Origin of the sequence: Staphylococcus ureilyticus, assembly GCF_025558845.1 — a bacterium.
GTDB lineage: Bacteria > Bacillota > Bacilli > Staphylococcales > Staphylococcaceae > Staphylococcus > Staphylococcus ureilyticus.
Genome location: NZ_CP094825.1, coordinates 1,984,363 through 2,003,702 on the forward strand (window position 1 = coordinate 1,984,363; position 19,340 = coordinate 2,003,702).

Consider the following 19,340-nt stretch of genomic DNA (forward strand, 5'->3'; position numbering starts at 1 on the left):
TCCCTCCCTTAAAGTCTGTTAAGTATATATTGATAATAACATTTCACACCTTAAATATACATTTCAAATTGTCTTATATATAGAAGTTCTCATTTTGGTTCTTTCCAATGTTACAGCATGAGTCACAGCAAAGATAGGTACAAATGTAGATGATGCTTTTTCATCGCTACAATATTTTACATGATTTATTAGGATTACATTATCTAAATTTATCTTATTTAAATGAATAAACTTTATAAAAACCCAAGTATCACGAAGCATATTAACAGCCTAACTCGTATACTTGGGTTTATTTTAATTATTGTTCTCTATACATGTCATCAATCTTAGTATATTGATTTGCGTATTTATGGCTCGGACCATATTTATTTGTTTTGCGTTCACTATCCAAACAACTGACGACTAACGCATAGATACCAAAACCTATATAGAATGCGTACATCAATACAATGAAAATTATACTTGCAATATGATTCAAATCTGAATCTAATACAGCTATGATTAAAAATATGATGTAAGAAAATACTGTAATGCCTAAATAAATAAGCGGTAATAACATTGTTCTACCTGTATCATGAAACCTTCTAATAAATATTGCCCAATTAGGTATCAGCGTAGCCAAACCGTACACAACGAAATATATTAAACTGATGATAAGAAAAACTACGCTTATCATAATGACTGTTTCAGATTGAGAAGCAGCAGCGCTTATTAATGCAACCAAAGCAATAAAATATACAACGAACGCTGGTACTAGAAAAATTAAATGCCATAAAACCATATACCAATATTCACTTCTGCGTGCACGGCCCTTGAAGTTAAAATAATTTTTCCAAAATAGTTTTAATGCTTCTCCAAACCCAATTTTTCTTTCCAAATTGCTCCCCCCGTTTCAAGTTCATTTGATATAATGTTTATTTAACTTTAATATAGTCATTGATACTTTAAATACACTTTTTAATTTTTAGTAAACTTATAAGGTTATTCTACCAAAATTTACACATGGTTGTAACACAATTTTACAATTTAATAAAAAAGTTTGAAAAACATTTAATTTCTAAAACTATTATATGGAGGATTAGTAAATGGATTTTTTACAGCGAGATACTGTCACTATCGCCAAAGATTTATTAGGCGTACGTGTCATTTTCGAAGATGAATTACATACGTTTACAGGATACATTGTTGAAACTGAAGCATATGTTGGAAAAAAAGATCAAGCTGCTCACGGATTTAATGGCAAACGCACACCCAAAGTAGAATCTTTATATAAACTGGGTGGCACAATTTATGCGCATGTGATGCATACCCATCTACTTATCAACTTTGTAACGCAATTAGAAGGTGTACCTGAAGGTGTACTGATACGTGCTGTTGAACCAGAAGAGAATATTGAAGCAATGCGCTTAAATAGAAACAAAGACGGCTTTGAATTAACAAATGGCCCTGGAAAATGGACTAAAGCATTTAATATACCAAGACATCTGGATGGTTCACGATTAAATGAAGGCCATCTAAAAATAGATACTAAAAACCGTAAATACCCTAAACATATAGAGGAAACACCGAGAATTGGTATCCCCAATAAAGGTGAATGGACACAAAAACCACTTCGTTTTATCGTTAAAGGCAATCCGTACGTTTCCAGAATATCAAAACGTTCTACGGTACCGCCACAGGATACATGGCGTTAAAAAAGGAAACAGAGCTTTATATTTAATATATGCTCTGTTTCCTAAAATATTATTAAACTATTTGAATTATAATCGCTCATTTTAAATGTTCGTCTATGATATATGTTTTACTTTTCTACGCATTACCACAAACAAACTAAAAATTATTTAGAAAGTTTTTTATCTTTATCAAGTAAACCGAATTGTATCGTAATAACAGTACAAACAACAAATATCACAGGATAAAATGTGTATTTTAAAACTTCTATATAAGAAACATCACCATACTGTTCAACCATTAACATACCACTATCATGTGGCAGCACCATTAAGGCACAACAAGCAAATATATCTAATAAGCTTGCCATACGTTTAGGCGGTACCTTATATTCATCACCAATTTCTTTAGCGATAGGCGCAGAAATTAAAATAGCTAACGTGTTATGTGATAAAGCAGCAGAAAGCACACCAGACATTAAACTAATCACATATTCCGCACTTTTACGGCCTTTTGCTTTCTCTTTCATTGTCTTAATGATCCAATCAATACCACCATAATATCGGATTAAAGCCACCAGTCCTGATACTAAAAACGCCACAAGAAAGATAAGGAACATACTTTCCATACCTTCACCTATAGCTTTCGTAAACTGAAATATTCCCAAATTACCTTGAGCCAAACCAATGATACCTGCCATTATAATGCCAATGATTAGCACTAAAATCACATCTAGACCTGCGATTGCTGCTACAAGTACAAATAGATACGGCAGTATATTGATAAAGTTAAAACTTAAGTCACCTTCTACTTTACCCGTCCCACCCACAACTGCATATATCATTGCAGTAATAAGTGCAGCAGGTAGTGCAATCAACACATTCATCTTAAATTTATCTTTCATTTTAGCACCGACACCATTTGTTGCTGCAATTGTCGTATCTGAAATAATGGATAAATTATCACCAAAATACGCACCAGCAATCACAGCGGCACCAGCTGCTGCAACATTTAAATCCGCAGCTTGCGCTACAGCAACACCTACAGGAATAAATGCAGCTTGTGCCCCCGTAGAAGTCCCTAAGGTTAGTGCAGCAAAACCGCTCATAATAAATATCCCAGGTATAAGCAGACTTGGTGGGATTACAGTAAGTCCCATATTCACCATTGCTGTTTTACCGCCCATTTCCGATGTCACCGTAGAAAAAGCGCCTGCTAATAAGAGAATTAGACCTAGATTAACAATACCGGAGTTACCTGCATGTTCTGTAAATATTTCAACTTTTTTAGTGAACTTTGTTTTTCTATCATAGCATGTCCAAGCAATAATGATGCCAATAAAAATAGCAACATGTCTTGGTAATTGATCAAAAGCATCTTCCTTACCCATTATGGTAAAAGTAATACCTACACCAATGTATAACCCTAAAAATATCACTAATGGCAGAAGTGCTAAAAAACCATATTGCTTATCACTTCTATTAAATTCCTGCATAACACTCCTCCTGATAAACCTAGTAATTTTATGTGGCATATAGTATATCAAAAAATGAGTAAACACAGAAATTTAAAATCTCACCACGTCTCATGCTAAAAATAAAATGTGAGCATGAGCCAAAATCCAATTGACTTATGCTCACACACTGTTACTTAATAATTAATCTTACAGATTTAGTTGATTTCAGCATCACCTGTATCTGTTTTAATATGAATGAGATTTGATCCATTTCCTACTTGTTTGTTTTTAAACAAGTGATTGTTAATATCCAGCTCTCCTACGTCACTATCAAATTCTATCCGTGTATTGTTAGGCTGTTTGTCCGTGTAATCCATTGTTATATCGCCCACATCCGTTTTCACTTTAACCGGTTTATCAATTGGCATATCTTTGATATCAATTGAGCCAGTATCACCTTTGAACTCACCCGAATTAAATTGAGTTTTTGTCACATGCATATCCGCAACATCAACCTCAGCAATTAAACGGTCAAATTTTGCATGACTAATATTCAATTTCCCTACATCCGCATATAATTTAGCATAATCCGCTTTTATCTGATCAACCATAATCGAACCGGATTCAGTATTAACATTTAAATGACTTAATGATTTTGGTAAAGTAATCGTGACATCATTATGCTTAAAATCCATAAATGTGATATCAACATTGCTGTCTAAGGGTTTATCTTTCACATATAACGTTCCGTTTTTCACCGTAGTATCCATATTTATTTTATCGTTGGTGCCTCGTGATTCAACTTTAAGTTGATCTCCTCTTTTTAATTTTATATTACTGTTGTTCAAATCTACATTGAGTTTTTTCACCTCAGCATTATTATCATATACTTTATGATAATTCTCAGTGACTTCTTTCGATTTTTCACTTTCTACTTGAAACTGATTTACCACACCAATGCCACAAACAATCGTTATAATTAATCCAATTATGAAGAGGATAATTAGTGTTTTTTTCATGAAACCCCACTCCTTTTCACCACGTTTATGTTCCATTTGAGATACTTCACACAAATTAAATAAAATGCTTTAGTAATTAAATACGTAATCACAAATAACATTAATCCCATACCGAACAATGCACCTATCGCATAAACATCAAAAAGTAATATATTTTCAAACCCACTTAAAAACCCTTTCACTAATAACAATATTGGACTTAAAACGAATGAAATTGTAGTGACAATCAGTGAAACAACGATACTCAATACGAAAATAAACGGTACTAAAATTACAAAGAAATTTAATATACTTAAACCCATCACTGCAAAAATGGCATTTCCTACGTCACCAAATTTTTTACTGTCAGCAGCTTTTTCTACAGCAGCTGTCGCATTCATTTCTTTAGCTAAAGTTCTAGGATCTCCTAACTCCTCTGAAATTTGTGCTTCTGATTTACCTTCTTTTAGTCCACTATAAAAATGTGTTTCATATTCATTTAAAATATCTTGTCGTTCTGCATCAGAATCATGTTTTAAATGTTTATGCAATTGTTTTAAAAATTCATTTTTAGTCATTCCATTCACTCTCCTTTATAAATATTTCTACAATACTTGAAAATGATCGCCATTCATGTAATAAATCAGCTAACCTGTCATTACCTTGGTCAGTCACTTTATAATACTTCCTTGCTGGTCCTTCTGAAGAAGGTTGGTAGTATGTCGTGAGTTCTCCATTTTTCACTAATCTTCGTAACAATGGATATACTGTTCCTTCTGCAATACTCATATGCCTCGAAATATTTTGAACGAGCGAGTAACCATACTGGTCATCTCTTTTGATTATTAGCAACACAATAAGTTCAAGTGCGCCTTTTTTAAATTGACTATTCATATGTTACCTCCTATGGGAAACCAGTACTATACATTACACAGTAGCTGTCAAACAGAATATAACACACACTACTGTACATTGCAAGGTACTGTGCTATAAATATCTCTGATTAATTCTCCTTTAATTTTTGCGTATCAGACAATAGTATTATTGTCTGAAGATTACAAATAAAACAATCACTATTTATTCTATTTAGTATTTAATTCCAAACTAGATTTATGCGATTTAAATATGTATAATAGATAGCATGGAGTTTTGTAAGCACTTTCTTCATTGTCATTTTGCACACGACTCCATCCATATAACAAGACACACAGGAGAGTTTCATTTGAAATATAAGGGGGATTGAAAATGCTAGAGCTAGATGCAATTACTACTTTAGCAATCGCAAGTTTATTATACCTGTTAGGTATATTTATTGTTAATCATGTTTCAATATTAAGAAAGCTTTGTATCCCAGCACCTGTTATCGGAGGCTTAATCTTCTCGATTTTAGTTGCAATTTTACAATCTACGAACATTATAACAATCAAACTAGATTCTGAATTCATACAAAACTTCTTTATGCTTGCGTTCTTTACAACAATTGGATTAGGCGCTTCTTTAAAGTTACTACGTTTGGGCGGAAAAGTACTCATTTTATACTTTATATTCTGCGGTTTTCTTGCAGTCTTCCAAAACCTAATTAGTGTTTCATTAGCAAAAGTATTAAACATTCCACCATTATTAGGCTTAACAGCTGGTTCTATGTCTATGGAAGGTGGCCATGGTAATGCAGCTGCTTATGGGCAAACTATTCGAGACATGGGGTTTGATTCTGCATTGACCGCAGCTTTAGCAGCAGCAACACTAGGTCTTGTAGCTGGTGGTTTAGTCGGTGGCCCTGTAGTAAAATTTTTAATAACTAAGTATAATTTAAAATCAGAACATGCAGAAGAAACAACAACAGACTATGGTAACGTGAAATCTAATGAATACTTACATAATCGCATGAACTCTACTACCATCTTTTTCTTACAATTTACGATTGTAACTATTTGTATGGCTATTGGTTCATATTTAGGAAATACATTCTCTGAATTAACTGGTATCAATATTCCTATATATGTTGGTGCAATGTTTGTAGCAGTTATCATTCGCAATATTTCTGAATATAATAATTTAAATCTTATTGATATGAAATTCGTTGATAAAATTAGTGACATATCACTAAGCCTTTTCTTATCAATCGCTTTGATGAGTATACAACTTACAGAAATATATCAATTAGCTTTACCTTTAATTATTATTGTTTTAATACAAGTAGTATTTATCGTGTTATTCTCAATATTTATCGTATTCCGCGGTTTAGGAAAAGATTACGATGCAGCTGTAATGATCGGTGGGTTTATTGGTCATGGCCTAGGTGCAACTCCAAACGCTATGGCAAACTTAGATGTTATTACCAAAAAATTCGGTGCTTCACCAAAATCATATCTGGTCGTACCGATTGTAGGTGCATTTTTGATTGATTTACTTGGCGTCCCAATCGTTACTACATTTATCAATCTATTTTAATGCTGAATTTTGATTTTTAACATAGGAAAGATTCTGAGACATAGATCTTAAAAAAATAGCACTCTGATGATTCAATTCATCGGAGTGCTTCTTAATTTGTTTCTATACTTCATATTGTTGGCTCGCTTTCTTAGGCGCAGCTTCAGCTTGTCCTGTTTCCTCAAGCGACTCGCCAAAATACAACGTATTCATATGTCATTTCACATTAAAATACTCAAAAACAAGGTCTTATATCAACCAAAATGATGTTAAAAATTATTCTACATGCATACAGCCAATCTGAATGCTTTGGTCTTGTAACTGAAAAACTGCTTAATGATTGTATCTAAAAGTTGTAGCTCTCACAAAATCAAACACCGTCTTATAAAACAATGAATTGTTTTAGAGTAAATCTTAAATTAGATGTCCTATTAGAATCTTTATTTCTTGGTATTAATAGTATTTAATATGAGAAAAGTAGTAACTCAATGAGCCAATTATAATTAAAACAATATAGACAAAGGCAATTTCTATATTGTTCAATAGAAATTGCCTTTGTCACTTGTCCAAGAACTTTATGTCTAAGATTCTCTTAATTTACCTTTAATCATCAATAATTTAATATACGAAAGTAACACAGTAGTTCATGACTAGATTTACTAAAATAAATTTCAATAAAATATTAATTATAAATATCGATATTACGCTGCTCTATCCAAGATTGTAATCTAGGGCCAAAAATCAATTTAGCGCGTTTTAAATCATTTATCGTAGGCGCATTTAACATCGTCATAATTTTTCTCATATGTTCAGTAAATTGCTCAGTATAGTTTAATGTTTCTGTAATACCATAATTTTCAACTTGATTTAAAAATGGGCGCGACATACCCACCGCACTTGCCCCAAGCGCTAAACATTTCACAGCATCTAAAGGAGACCGTACGCCACCACTAGCAAGTATATTCATATCTTTTTGATAAGCAGTGCTTTCTAATAATGATTCCACAGTTGTTTGTCCCCACATACTTAAATAGTCCATGTCCTTGTAGGCACGTCTTTCATTTTCAATATCTACAAAGTTCGTACCGCCACGTCCGCTCACGTCTACATATCTTATGCCAATTTCATTTAAGTTTTTGATTGTTTCTTTACTCATACCAAAACCTACTTCTTTGACAATCACTGGAACATCTATCCGCTTCACAATTTGTGCAAGATTGTCCATCCATGTAGAAAAAGTTCTATTACCTTCAGGCATGACTAATTCTTGAGGTGCATTGACATGTACTTGTAATGCTTGAGCATCAAGTAATTGAACTGATTGAACAGCTTTATCAACAGGCACATCGGCGCCGACGTTACTAAATATGATACCTTCAGGATTGGCCTCACGCACGATTGTAAATGATGATGCCATATCGCTATTACGTAACGCCGCATGTGTAGAACCTACTGCCATTGCCATACCACTTTCACGTGCCACGATTGCCAATTTTTCATTAATTTGTTTCGTCCATTCGCTGCCACCAGTCATCGCATTAATATAAAGTGGTTGACTGAGCGTGAAATCTTTTAGCGAATGTTCAAGATTAACATCACTCACATCTATACTCGGAATAGAATCATGTACAAATCGAATTTCATCAAAATCTGAGATTGAAGCATCTGTTTGTGCCATTGCAATCTCAACGTGTTCATTTTTTCTTTGTTCTCTTTTTAAATCACTCATTATTTACTCCTACCTCAAAAATTTTTATTTTGTCAGTTTTCAAACTGCGTCATTAATTTCATACCATGAGACTAAAACCATTTTTCTTTTTTAAAATAAATCACACAACCTATACTAATACAAAACATTAGTGCTAAGACAAAATAATAACCATATCGCCATTTTAATTCTGGCATGTTTATAAAATTCATACCATAAATACCTGTAATTAATGTCAACGGTAAAAATACAACTGACACTAAGGTGAGGACTTGCATAATTCGATTCATTTTATATGAAGCATAGGATGTCAAATTATCTTTTATTTCGTTTGTCATTTCTTGGCATATTTTCAAAATATTTTGTTGCTTAATCATATGATCGTCAATATGTTGAAGATAAAGCTGGCTCTTATCATCTAAAAATAATTGATGACTTTCTTTTAATTGATTGACTAATTCTGTCATGGGATAAATGACGCGCTTTAATTTAATTAATTCCGATCGTATCTTAAATACATTGTCCATCTCAAACTTCATAGAACCCTTTGTATTTTCACTATCTTCAAATTCATATACCTTATCTTCGATAGCATAAATGAAATCAAAGTAACCGTCTACTAAACAATCCAGCACCAAGATAAATATATGAGTTGGGAGAATGTTATTTGTCATTTGTGTTTTAATAGTAGTTTCAATCTTCTTTAAAATATCAAAAGGTTGATGATGGTATGTAATAAGTAAACGATCTTTTATAAAAATATTTAATGCTTTTGCATTGAAATCTCCAGTTTTCACATCATGTACTACGATGTACTGATATGTGTCATAAGCTTTGTATTTAGCTCTCGGTGTCCCGTTTACTGTATCATCAATTTCAAGTTTATTAAAGTTAAAACGTGTTTTTAAAAATGTATTTTCTGCCTCAGTCGGTTGATTAAAATCACATCATATAAACTGCGCTGTTTTCGGAATATCTTCTAAACAATTAGCGCTTGTGAGTTTATTTTCAGACGATAAGTATCTCATTGTGATAGCCATAGGTCACCCCTATAATCATTTTCTTTATTTTATCACGAAATGCTATTTGTGTATGTTATATACAATTTTTAGTAAACTTAGGTTAGCAAAATTAATATATATGCTTAATCTAACAATTAAAGTATTAAAGGAGATGTAACGATGAGCAATCCTTTCACATTTTCCAACAATGTGACACCTGATATGATTGACCATAATGGGCATGTACATGATGCAAACTATAATATGGTTTTCAGTGAGGCAATTAATCAATTTAATTATACACATGGCTTATCTTTAGCTGAACGTGACAAGTTAAATTACACATTATTCACTGTTGAAGAACAAACAGCTTATTTATCAGAATTAACTGAAGGTGATACATTTACCATTACAATCTACATCTATGATTATAATGAAAAAAGCTTGCATTTCTTTTCCATCATGACGAACCAAGATGGTATTAATATAGCAACAAATGAAGCAATGATGTTAGGAATTGATCGCACAATTAATAAAACAGCGCCCTTCCCTAAATCATTTGCTGACCAAGTTAGCAATTATTATGATAATCAACAATTAATCGAATGGCCTAAACAATTAGGTCATAAAATCGGTATCTCAAGATAAGGAGTGCTTAAGATGTCACAAAGTGTAATCGACGCAATCAAAGTGCAGCTTTATGATTTAAACGATGATATGAAAGCTGCGCTTAGCGAACTTAACCAAAACAAACAGCTAGTTATTAATGGTCCTGATCATCAATTGATTAAGCGCGGATTTGATATCAGTTATTACCAAGGTCAGAAACAAGCGATAGATACGATTCATTCATTAGTCGAACAAATTGATGTAGAAGAAGATTTAGTTCAACGCTACAGAACTTTTGTTCAAGAAGAAAAACAACTGTATGAAAATAATCTCTCAGAATTTAAAAATATGGATGAGCCAAAGCAAGATTTCAATGAATTTATAGCACTCTACTATAAATTAAAAGGGACACAGACTATTTTAACTGTCATTGATACAATAATGAACGAACACTACTAATTCAATGAACTATTTGGGACATATAAAAACAGACGCAAGGCAATATCAACACATTTATGTTTGATGTCTACCTCGCCTCTGTTTTTAATTTTTTATAGGCTTATCATGCTTCTAGAATTCAGTTATATGCTAACGCATTAGCGTTTATCATGAATTGTATTGACGATTTCTTTTACAACTTTATGAGATTCTCTAATAGGTAATAATGCGAATGCATTCACCATTTTTTTAAAGGTATACAGTTGTACTGGTTGACGCATATCTTCTAACATATAAGCTAACCTTTTCATATCTGGTAAATAAATCTCTCTTCCACCACCAAATATATATATAGGCGGTAAACCAAATAATTCTCCATAAATTGGTGATAATCTACTATCATTCAGTGGAAGATTATTGGACCATACTTTCATAATTTTTTGTAAACCTTCTATATTTATGATGACATCTTTATCGATTAAATCATCTGTAATATTTTCATTATTCAATTGAGCATCTAACATAGGTGAAAACAAGTACAATTTAGCTGGCAAAGGTTGATTGTTAGATTTTAATTGTTGCACAAAACTCATCGCTAATGCAGCGCCAGTACCATCACCCATCACAATAATATCTTCATTACTGCATTCTGTTAATAATTGTTGATACACTTTATGAATCGCAGCATATGTATCCTCAACATGATATTTAGGTGCTTTTGGATAAATAGGCAATACAACTTCGTATAAAGTACTTAATGCAAGTTTATCCATAAATCTCCAATGAAAAGCTGAAGGCTGTAAAATATTATACCCACCATGAATATAAAGTATTTTCTTTTGTTGGCTGTGTCTAAAACGAAATCTGAACAACTGCATATCATCCATCATTTGTTTTTCTAAATCTGATTTTACATTTAACGTTTCAGGTTGTTTGTGCTTTTTTTCATTCATCGTTAATCTTTTTTGTAAAAATTTTTCAAAGCTTTGTTGGTTATCAAATATAATTGAACGATGTGGTAATAAGTATTTATTAACAAATTTTGTTGTTAGTCTTGATTTCATACATAATCATCCCTATCTTTTTGTAACAAATTTTAGAATTATAGAATTTTTGTTTCAATTCAGTATTTAAAATAAATTATATGATAAAATAAAAATAACGACATAAACGAGAAGTTATAATAGATATTGAAATTTTAAAAATATGACAATTCATACTAAAAATTAAAATATTCAACTACATTGGTTAAAATGTAACAGTTATCACATATTATAACAAAATAAAAGTCATAAAATAACTAGATCCCCCATCTAATGTTATGAAAGGAGTAAGTTATGACCGCAAACAATCACCAATTTAAAGATTTTGAACACACTTTAACGAAGGAAACAATGCAACGAGGCACTCGCTATGGAAAAAAGAAAAAATCTTGGGTTAGCCTTATTATACAAGTAATCGTCTTAATTCTAGTTGCAATTTCTGGTTACAGTATGTTTAAAGAGCCCATATTCAATTTAGTTTTCGTAGATAAATCGGTTAATTTTAAAGAATTAACGAATTTTCAAGAAACCATCAATAACTTAACACATTTAAATATAAATATAGAAAGCATTGATAACTTACAAACAAGTATTGATCGCTTAATACTTGTATTTTATATATTTTTTATCGCCTGTATATTAAGTTTAATCTTAACTATTTTTACATTATTTTTTAATAAAACGATTTTGAAAATAGTTAATATGTTTATCATAGCGATCATGCTTGCAATTACTTTTGGTTTTTCTGCATTAATTAAAAATATTGCTACAAGAATTGCCGATTCAATGAATCAATATTATATAACTGTTGATTCAAACCAAATATTAACAGAAGCAAATGCAATCCATAACGCTTTTATTTTATTAAGTTGTAGTATTGCTTTACTTTTAATTAGTTTATTCTTTAGAAATCGGAAACCAAGAATTTAACTTCGTTCAAATTTTATCAAAAAGCTGCTACATATAGTATATTAAGCCCGAAAATGTATGCCAAAGTTCATTTTCGGGTTTCTTTTATACCTATAGATCGATGCACCAATCGATTAATATATTTGATAAAATTAAAGTCAAAACCTAAAAGGACTCAACTTAATTATCAAATTTATTTAGACCACGTGGCTTTTTACTTTTAATGTATTTAATACTGGTAATTATCTGAGTCACAAAAGTATTCATTATAAGAAAATAGTAACGCAGACTTTATTAAAGATTAAAAAAGCGACAATTTCTATACAACTGTTATAGAAATTGCCGCTTTTTCGTTAGTCAGAAATGTTATATCACTGATTCTTTTTCTTATTCTTCATTTGAAATGTAATGTGACTTGCCTTTTAAGAACAAGCTCAAAATAAATGCCAACGCACTTAACAAAGTAGCGATTAAGAAAGCACTATTTACGCCGTTAATTGAAGCTAGCTTTTGCACAAATTCTAAAACTTGAGAAGTTGCCATTTGTTCTCCACCCATTGCTTGAGCCATTTCTTGTAAACGGTCTTTAATAAATGGATTTGTTTTATCTAAATCCTGTGTATATGATGCAATATGTTGTGTTGTTTGTGTAGACATAACTGTAACCAGTAATGCCGTACCAATTGAACCAGCCAATTGTCTCAATGTATTAGTTAATGCATTGCCGTGTGCAATGAGTCTTTGCGGTAATGCGTTCATACCAGCAGTCATTATTGGCATCATGATAAAACTCATACCAAATGAACGAATAATATAAATAACCATTAAATGACCATACGTTGTATTCATATTTAATTTTGTTAATTCCCACGTAGCATAAGTCATAATGGCTGTCCCTACTAAAGCTAGTGGTTTAATACCTATCGTATCTAATAATTTTCCTGCTATTGGGCCCATTACACCCATTATTAGAGCACCTGGTAATAATAATAAACCTGATTGTACTGGTGTAAAACCTCTTAAGTTTTGTAAGTAAAGTGGTAATAAAATCATACCACCAAATAAACTCATGGTTACAATCATGTTAATAACTGTTGTTAATGTAAAACCTGAGTATTTTAAAACTTCCATGCTTAGCATTGGCACACGCATTGTAAGCTCTCTAATTACAAAAGCAATAATAAAAATCACACCAATGATAAGCGACACTACAACTATTGGAGAACTCCATGTGTTATTTCCCGCTTCACTGAAGCCGTATAATAACGCACCAAATCCAATTGTACTAAATATGATACCGGGGATATCTGCTTTAGGGTTTGTAGTAACTTGATATACTCTAAACCATATATAAGCGATAGCCAATGAAATAAGCCCTATAATGAACATGCCATAGAACATCACGTTCCAATGATAATTTTCTACAATATAACCTGATAATGTTGGTCCTATTGCAGGTGCTAAAATCATTGCTATACCGAGTGTCCCCATTGCTGCGCCACGTTTTTCAGGTGGGAATATAGTCATAAATACATTTGTACCGAGTGGCATTAAGACACCTGCACCAATAGCTTGCAGTACTCGGCCAACCATCATTATTGTAAATGAACCTGATATACCACAGACTAACGAGCCAATCGTGAATAATGTCATCGCTATTAAGAATAATTTACGATACGAATATTTATTAAATAAATAAGCACTGATTGGTATTAGAATACCATTCACAAGCATAAAGCCTGTCATAAGCCATTGACCTGTATTAGCAGAAATATTAAAATCTGTATTTATTTTAGGTAAAGCAACATTTAATAACGTTTGGTTTAATATAGCTATAAACATACCGAAAATCATCGCTATTAAAACTTTACCTTGAGAAGTGCCTTTTCCAAACATAAATGAACTATGTTTAGCTTTCAGCTTTTCATTTACCTGTGCTTCTTCAGAATTCGGATTGATTTGTTCATGATCCGAATCATGTTGTGTCGATGATTCAGTAGCGTCACTGTCAGAGTGCGTTGCCTTTTCTGGCTTTTCGTCTATTGATTCATCTTTGTTTAGTTCTTGATTTTCTGTTGTTGTTTTGTCGTCTTTAACTTTAAATTTAGATTGATAACTTTCGTTAGAAGCAATGCTTTCATGCTTAGATTGTTCCATTTTTCTGGCAGATTTTTGCTTATTTCTTTTCATGATAAAGAAATTTAGTCCGCCGACAAGAATGAGCGCTATGACTACGTAAACAATAATGAAGGTCATTGTCATTTTAAGACCCCCTTAATTTTTATGAATTTTTACTTCAGCGTTCATTCCTGGAACAACATTTTTAGATGGTTTTGAATCTAGTGAAATTTTCACTGGTACCACTTGTGATACTTTTGTATAGTTGCCATCACTGTTTGATGAAGGCATCATTGAAAAGCTTGAAGCAGTTGCTTTGCCTACTTCTTCTACTTTACCTTTTAATTCAGCGTCTTCACCATCTAATTTAACATTTACATCTTTACCTTCCTCAACGTCTGCAATATCTTTTTCATCCACGTTAGCAGTTATATAAGAATCATCTAAATTATAAGCGTAAGCGATTGGTGTGCCAGCTTGAGCTATTGAACCTTCCATGCCATCAACTTTTACAATTGTGCCATCTTTAGGCATTTTAATACTCATGTCTTGAGATTGACCGCCTTCACCTTTAGCAGCAATCTCTGCAACTTTATCACCTTTGCTTAATTTTTCATTATTTTTGACATCAAGCGATTTGATTTCGCCAGAAGCTGGAGCTGATATTTTAATTTGTTCTCCATCCACTTTAGCATTATCCGTACTTACAAAAGATGTTGCTTGATTATAAAAATGGAATCCTACGACACCAATAATTACAAGTACAACAATGGTAATGACATTGATTAATACCATTTTCTTCATGATACTTTCCTCCTATTTGCATTTAAAATTCACCTTGTATATTATAAAGAGATGAAATTTAAAAGTATACCGACACTTAAATAAAATGTGTTGGGTACGTTATTTATGTTCTATGAAGGAGTTATTATGAAACAAAATGCTAAACGTAAAATCATCCATAATATGATTGCATTACTAGAGTTACATCCGTTTGAAAATATAACTATCAAAGTGTTATGTGCATATAGTGATATAAATAGGACAACTTTTTATGATTACTTCGTAGATAAATATGATCTTTTAGCTACAATACAGTCACACCATATTCAGAAATATAAAAAACTATTAGAAAATCTATATAAAAGTTCAGAAGAGATTGCAGATAATTATTCGAAACTATATCAGTTTTTCAAAATCATTTTACGCTATATTAAGCGCCATTATGGCTATTTCCATGCTATTTTAGTCACATATCCTAATCGAGACTTGTTTTTTGAATATATGCATGCCACGCGTGATACCTATATTAAAATTTTGGATGACTATACCAGTGTTATAAATAAAAAACAATTTGTAATTTACGCACTAGGTGGCCAAATGGGTCTTGTTTATACTTGGATTAAAGAAGGATGCAATCAACCGGTAAATGATTTAGCTCAAATTTTATTAGCTAATACAATTAAATTGAATCGTTAAGTCATTTCCTAATAAATGATCTAATTAAAAAGACTACTAAATTTCTACAAAATAATAGAAGTTTAATAGTCTTAGATTATTTCTAATTCAAATATATAGAACAGCTTGATACCTACCATGCAACATCATGTCAATGCTATACTTCACCATGGTTTAGCAAAATTCTAGCCTTCGCCACTTCGAACCATTCCTGCAAAATAAATTAGCGTGGTTTAAAAATCTAATTTGTTTAAAATGACATTATTGCTACATCCATGAATGTAAGCACATGTTTAAATCAACTTAAAGTACTTGACTTAAAACACATGCACCAGCTACTTACCAAAATAATACAATGATTTTATTTCATCCTCTCTTAGGCTCACTTGCTTGTTCTAAATACAAAATAACTCATCACTTGCAACACTATGAGTAATATACCTGCAATTAGGATAATTGTGACATAAGGTACATAATTTTCTTCTCCCATTAAACCTACGAGAGGTGAAATCACCCCACCTAATAAGTATTGGATAAGTCCAAGTAAACTTGATGCGCTTCCATTACCCCCAGTACGTTCATCCATTGCTATAGAAAATCCCAGTGTTGCTACACCAGTAACCGGTGCAACAAGAATAATAAAACCAAAGCATAAAATCCATATTGACGAGTGATTTACTAAAGTAAACGTTACACTCAGAATTCCTACTAATTGAATCAATGTCAAAATTCGTAATAACATTTGCCTATTTATAAAATCAACCAACTTACCAGTCAATTGACTTGAAACAATCAGACTTATACCAACAACTGCAAACATAATACTAAATTGCTGTGGAGACATACCATAAATATGTTGAGTAATAAATGGAGAGGCTGAAATATAACTAAACAATATGATAAACGTAACCCCTTGAATCAACATTGGTAATACAAAACGTGGTGTTCCTAATAATTGTATGAAATTCTTAAAAATACTTCCCATATGAGGACTATCCCAATGTTCAATTGATAATGTTTCTTCCACTTTAAACATTGTTCCAAAAAACATGAGCATGCCAAATATGGTAAGTACGACAAACACCATATGCCAAGTTGAAAATGATAAGATCACACCACCTAAAGCGGGTGCTAATACAGGTGCGACGCCATTGACTAACATGAGTAAAGCTAAAAATTTCGTTAATTGTTTACCACTGTATAAATCGCTTGATATTGCTCTAGAAATAACTGCGCCTGCGCCTCCACAAAAACCTTGCACAAATCTTAAAATGATCATCCACCAAATATTGTTTACAAAAATAATTCCTAAACTTGCTAATGTAAATAACAACATCGCAATCATAAGTGGTTGTTTACGTCCGATGGAATCAGAAATAGGACCAGTAAATAAATTCCCAACAGCTAAGCCAATCATAAATAAAGATAAAGTTAATTGTGCATTTGAAGTTGTCGTATTAAAATCTGTCTGAATTTGAGGTAAACCAGGTAAAAACATATCTATAGATAAAGCACCAATTGCAGTTAATGCACCTAGAATTAAAATAAAAATAAGTGATTGCTTTTGTTGTTGATTGTCTGACATCTTATAACTCCTTCAAATATTACTTAAAATACTCAATTCGACGATAACTACATTTAATTACGTATTTCTTACTGACTTATTACAATATTATGAATAAGCATTATTACCATTATAGCTTTAGCTCAAAAACAAAGAAAGCGTCAATTTCTACTAACTGTTATAGAAATTGACGCTTATACATGAGTCAGAATGAGTTTATTCTCAAATTGCTCTATTTTTCTACTACTACATTTATCAAAGTGATATTGACAAGCATTTCACTACATTACTATTCCGAATATTTCACTACCTTGAGATTACTGGCATCATCATTGCCTTCAAGTTGATAGTTCACTTCGCCATACTGTCCGTCTTCTTTGACGGTTTGAGCAGTTATATAAAATGTTTCACCTTGTCTCACAATTTCAGTGATTTGTGGCTGTGGTAAATAAAAAATAGCATTTTCTTTCACTTGATTTTTTGTAGACTTGTAGTTATTGCTATTCTTTTTCAGATAAGATGAAACTAAATTAAAGTTACTTTGGCTATGCGCGTTATTCATTGCAGCAGTATAATTACCGAAAAAACGAACCACCTTATTTCTGAAACTATTTTCTTCTTTTTCTTTTTTATCAACATAATCTTGAATTTCATCACCATCAAAATTCAATGTTACATATGTTTTATCTTTCAAGTTATCCGTTTTAACAGTCGTTTCAGCTGATTTAAATGTCTTTTTCTTCGCTTCACCTTCGGCAGAAACTGTTAATTCTTGTGTTTTTGGATATGGTCCTATTTCTTTATTATTATTATAGTCATATGTTTTATCATTTACTTTCACTTTAACCGTATCTTTATCAATTTCTGATGCGCCTTTTAAATCTAAGACAATATAAGCTTCATTAAAATCTTCTGAAACGTCAACTGTTTCATGATTACTATTATTAAAATTAAATTTGAGTTCACCACTAAACTGTCCGTTAGCCATTTCCTTTTTAGACTCGATAACGTAATCACCTGGTATGAATTCACCAAGTACCGTCGTCTTATTCTTCTGTGCGTGAACGGTTCTTTGCTTATCATTTGCTTTAAATTTATATGTTGCATCGTACTTAGGCTTTACAATCGCTTCTTTTGTAGGTGCTGTAAAACTCATGTTATCAAATATCAAATAACGTCGCCCATTTTTACTGATACGCAAAACTTTTTCACCATTTTTGGCTGTTACAAAGTCTTCCTCACTCGTCTCATTATTATTTAAAGATGCTACTTTTTGTTTAATATCTTTTGTATATTGTTTCATGCCAACTTCTTTTTTTATATATTTAATATAAGCTTTAGCCTCATTTTCATCCACACTATTATTTTGTGTGCTTAATAAAGTTGATAATTTTTGAATATCATTATTATCTACTGCATTAATTAATATTTCCGATTGTGCTTCCGGCGAATTAAAATTTTTCAATAAGATAAATATAATCACCAGCAGAATAATGATAAAAGCTGCAATACCCCAGGGAATAATTTTCCTTGCTTTGCTATTAACAGTTTTTTTGTTTTCTTTTGAAGTTCGAGTCATTTTTTCGTTACTTGTCGACTCTATACGATAGCCACAATGACTACATCTTCGTTGTCCTATCCTTATATTTCCCCCACATTTAGGGCACTTTTGCATTTTATCACCACGCTCAGTCCTTATTTTTTACATTATCCCGTTATTTTAACATAATATATTTATAAACTATATGGCATTATCAAGCCATTTCCACCAATTTTTTGTAGTTTTTTAATAAAGTGAAATTTATTTTTACGCTACCTTATTTCTATTATATGTATATAAATCAGTAAAAGATATACATCATTAGTCCAATGTCTTCTTATATCTTCTATGATTTTTTCTTTCATCTTATATAGCTTAAGCTTTTAATTATGCACTT

Annotated in this window: 17 protein-coding genes and 2 pseudogenes; 7 read left to right on the forward strand and 12 right to left on the reverse strand. The window is 31.8% G+C overall.

Translation table 11 applies throughout. The annotated features are described in order from the left end of the window. Positions 1-298 precede the first annotated feature (298 nt). On the reverse strand, positions 299-877 hold the full coding sequence (locus MUA21_RS09945) for a DUF805 domain-containing protein (protein WP_064209343.1): 579 nt from the start codon (positions 875-877) through the stop codon (positions 299-301). A 208-nt stretch (positions 878-1,085) separates the two neighbouring features. Here MUA21_RS09945 and MUA21_RS09950 point away from each other — a divergent pair, with 208 nt between their 5' ends. Further along, complete coding sequence (locus MUA21_RS09950) at positions 1,086-1,694, forward strand: DNA-3-methyladenine glycosylase (protein WP_046208518.1); 609 nt, start codon at positions 1,086-1,088, stop codon at positions 1,692-1,694. 143 nt (positions 1,695-1,837) lie between these two features. Here MUA21_RS09950 and MUA21_RS09955 read toward each other — a convergent pair whose 3' ends face one another. The 4 genes from MUA21_RS09955 to MUA21_RS09970 form a co-directional block, all read right to left on the reverse strand. Further along, entirely contained in the window at positions 1,838-3,166 is a 1,329-nt protein-coding gene (locus MUA21_RS09955; RefSeq protein WP_046208519.1) for a Na+/H+ antiporter NhaC family protein, read from the reverse strand. A 176-nt stretch (positions 3,167-3,342) separates the two neighbouring features. After that, positions 3,343-4,146: a DUF4097 family beta strand repeat-containing protein gene (locus MUA21_RS09960; protein ID WP_262561176.1), complete on the reverse strand. Its 804-nt coding sequence runs from the start codon at positions 4,144-4,146 to the stop codon at positions 3,343-3,345. Then, complete coding sequence (locus MUA21_RS09965; protein ID WP_073343963.1) at positions 4,143-4,703, reverse strand: HAAS signaling domain-containing protein; 561 nt, start codon at positions 4,701-4,703, stop codon at positions 4,143-4,145. Before MUA21_RS09965 ends, MUA21_RS09960 begins: the two co-directional genes overlap by 4 nt. Beyond that, on the reverse strand, positions 4,696-5,019 hold the full coding sequence (locus MUA21_RS09970; protein WP_046208522.1) for a PadR family transcriptional regulator: 324 nt from the start codon (positions 5,017-5,019) through the stop codon (positions 4,696-4,698). Before MUA21_RS09970 ends, MUA21_RS09965 begins: the two co-directional genes overlap by 8 nt. 351 nt (positions 5,020-5,370) lie before the next feature. On the opposite strand from MUA21_RS09970, the gene gltS reads away from it, so the two are divergent. Together gltS and MUA21_RS09980 are read left to right on the forward strand one after the other, a co-directional pair. Next, entirely contained in the window at positions 5,371-6,576 is a 1,206-nt protein-coding gene (gltS, locus tag MUA21_RS09975; protein WP_107525396.1) for a sodium/glutamate symporter, read from the forward strand. A gap of 239 nt (positions 6,577-6,815) precedes the next feature. Next, a pseudogene (locus MUA21_RS09980) lies at positions 6,816-7,016 on the forward strand (IS5/IS1182 family transposase); the annotation flags it as partial. 221 nt (positions 7,017-7,237) lie between these two features. Here the strand turns inward: MUA21_RS09980 and fni are convergent. Both fni and corA read right to left on the reverse strand, forming a co-directional pair. Continuing rightward, on the reverse strand, positions 7,238-8,284 hold the full coding sequence (gene fni / locus MUA21_RS09985) for a type 2 isopentenyl-diphosphate Delta-isomerase (protein ID WP_262561178.1): 1,047 nt from the start codon (positions 8,282-8,284) through the stop codon (positions 7,238-7,240). A 71-nt stretch (positions 8,285-8,355) separates the two neighbouring features. Then, a pseudogene (corA, locus tag MUA21_RS09990) lies at positions 8,356-9,147 on the reverse strand (magnesium/cobalt transporter CorA); the annotation flags it as partial. A gap of 297 nt (positions 9,148-9,444) precedes the next feature. Between corA and MUA21_RS09995 the strand changes: the two are divergent. Together MUA21_RS09995 and MUA21_RS10000 are read left to right on the forward strand one after the other, a co-directional pair. Further along, positions 9,445-9,912: a thioesterase family protein gene (locus MUA21_RS09995; protein WP_064209339.1), complete on the forward strand. Its 468-nt coding sequence runs from the start codon at positions 9,445-9,447 to the stop codon at positions 9,910-9,912. A gap of 12 nt (positions 9,913-9,924) precedes the next feature. Continuing rightward, positions 9,925-10,332, forward strand: a complete 408-nt coding sequence (locus MUA21_RS10000) for a hypothetical protein (protein WP_107525392.1) — start codon at positions 9,925-9,927, stop codon at positions 10,330-10,332. 137 nt (positions 10,333-10,469) lie between these two features. On the opposite strand, the gene MUA21_RS10005 is transcribed toward MUA21_RS10000, so the two are convergent. Further along, positions 10,470-11,375 carry an alpha/beta hydrolase fold domain-containing protein gene (locus MUA21_RS10005; protein WP_107525391.1) on the reverse strand — a complete coding sequence of 302 codons (906 nt, stop codon included), beginning with the start codon at positions 11,373-11,375 and terminating at the stop codon, positions 10,470-10,472. A gap of 273 nt (positions 11,376-11,648) precedes the next feature. Here MUA21_RS10005 and MUA21_RS10010 point away from each other — a divergent pair, with 273 nt between their 5' ends. Next, a complete protein-coding gene (locus MUA21_RS10010) occupies positions 11,649-12,284 on the forward strand; it encodes a hypothetical protein (RefSeq protein WP_262561179.1) in 636 nt (211 codons plus the stop codon). A gap of 366 nt (positions 12,285-12,650) precedes the next feature. On the opposite strand, the gene MUA21_RS10015 is transcribed toward MUA21_RS10010, so the two are convergent. Beyond that, the gene (locus MUA21_RS10015) at positions 12,651-14,525 is read right to left on the reverse strand and encodes a DHA2 family efflux MFS transporter permease subunit (protein ID WP_262561181.1); all 1,875 of its coding nucleotides are present in this window, start codon (positions 14,523-14,525) and stop codon (positions 12,651-12,653) included. A gap of 12 nt (positions 14,526-14,537) precedes the next feature. Beyond that, a complete protein-coding gene (locus tag MUA21_RS10020) occupies positions 14,538-15,185 on the reverse strand; it encodes an HlyD family secretion protein (protein ID WP_107525388.1) in 648 nt (215 codons plus the stop codon). 126 nt (positions 15,186-15,311) lie between these two features. On the opposite strand from MUA21_RS10020, the gene MUA21_RS10025 reads away from it, so the two are divergent. Then, on the forward strand, positions 15,312-15,860 hold the full coding sequence (locus MUA21_RS10025) for a TetR/AcrR family transcriptional regulator (RefSeq protein WP_107525387.1): 549 nt from the start codon (positions 15,312-15,314) through the stop codon (positions 15,858-15,860). A gap of 361 nt (positions 15,861-16,221) precedes the next feature. Here MUA21_RS10025 and tcaB read toward each other — a convergent pair whose 3' ends face one another. Both tcaB and tcaA read right to left on the reverse strand, forming a co-directional pair. Next, positions 16,222-17,424 carry a putative multidrug effflux MFS transporter TcaB gene (gene tcaB / locus MUA21_RS10030; RefSeq protein WP_262561182.1) on the reverse strand — a complete coding sequence of 401 codons (1,203 nt, stop codon included), beginning with the start codon at positions 17,422-17,424 and terminating at the stop codon, positions 16,222-16,224. Between the two features lie 268 nt (positions 17,425-17,692). Next, complete coding sequence (tcaA, locus tag MUA21_RS10035) at positions 17,693-19,078, reverse strand: membrane-associated protein TcaA (RefSeq protein WP_262561184.1); 1,386 nt, start codon at positions 19,076-19,078, stop codon at positions 17,693-17,695. Positions 19,079-19,340: the final 262 nt, after the last annotated feature.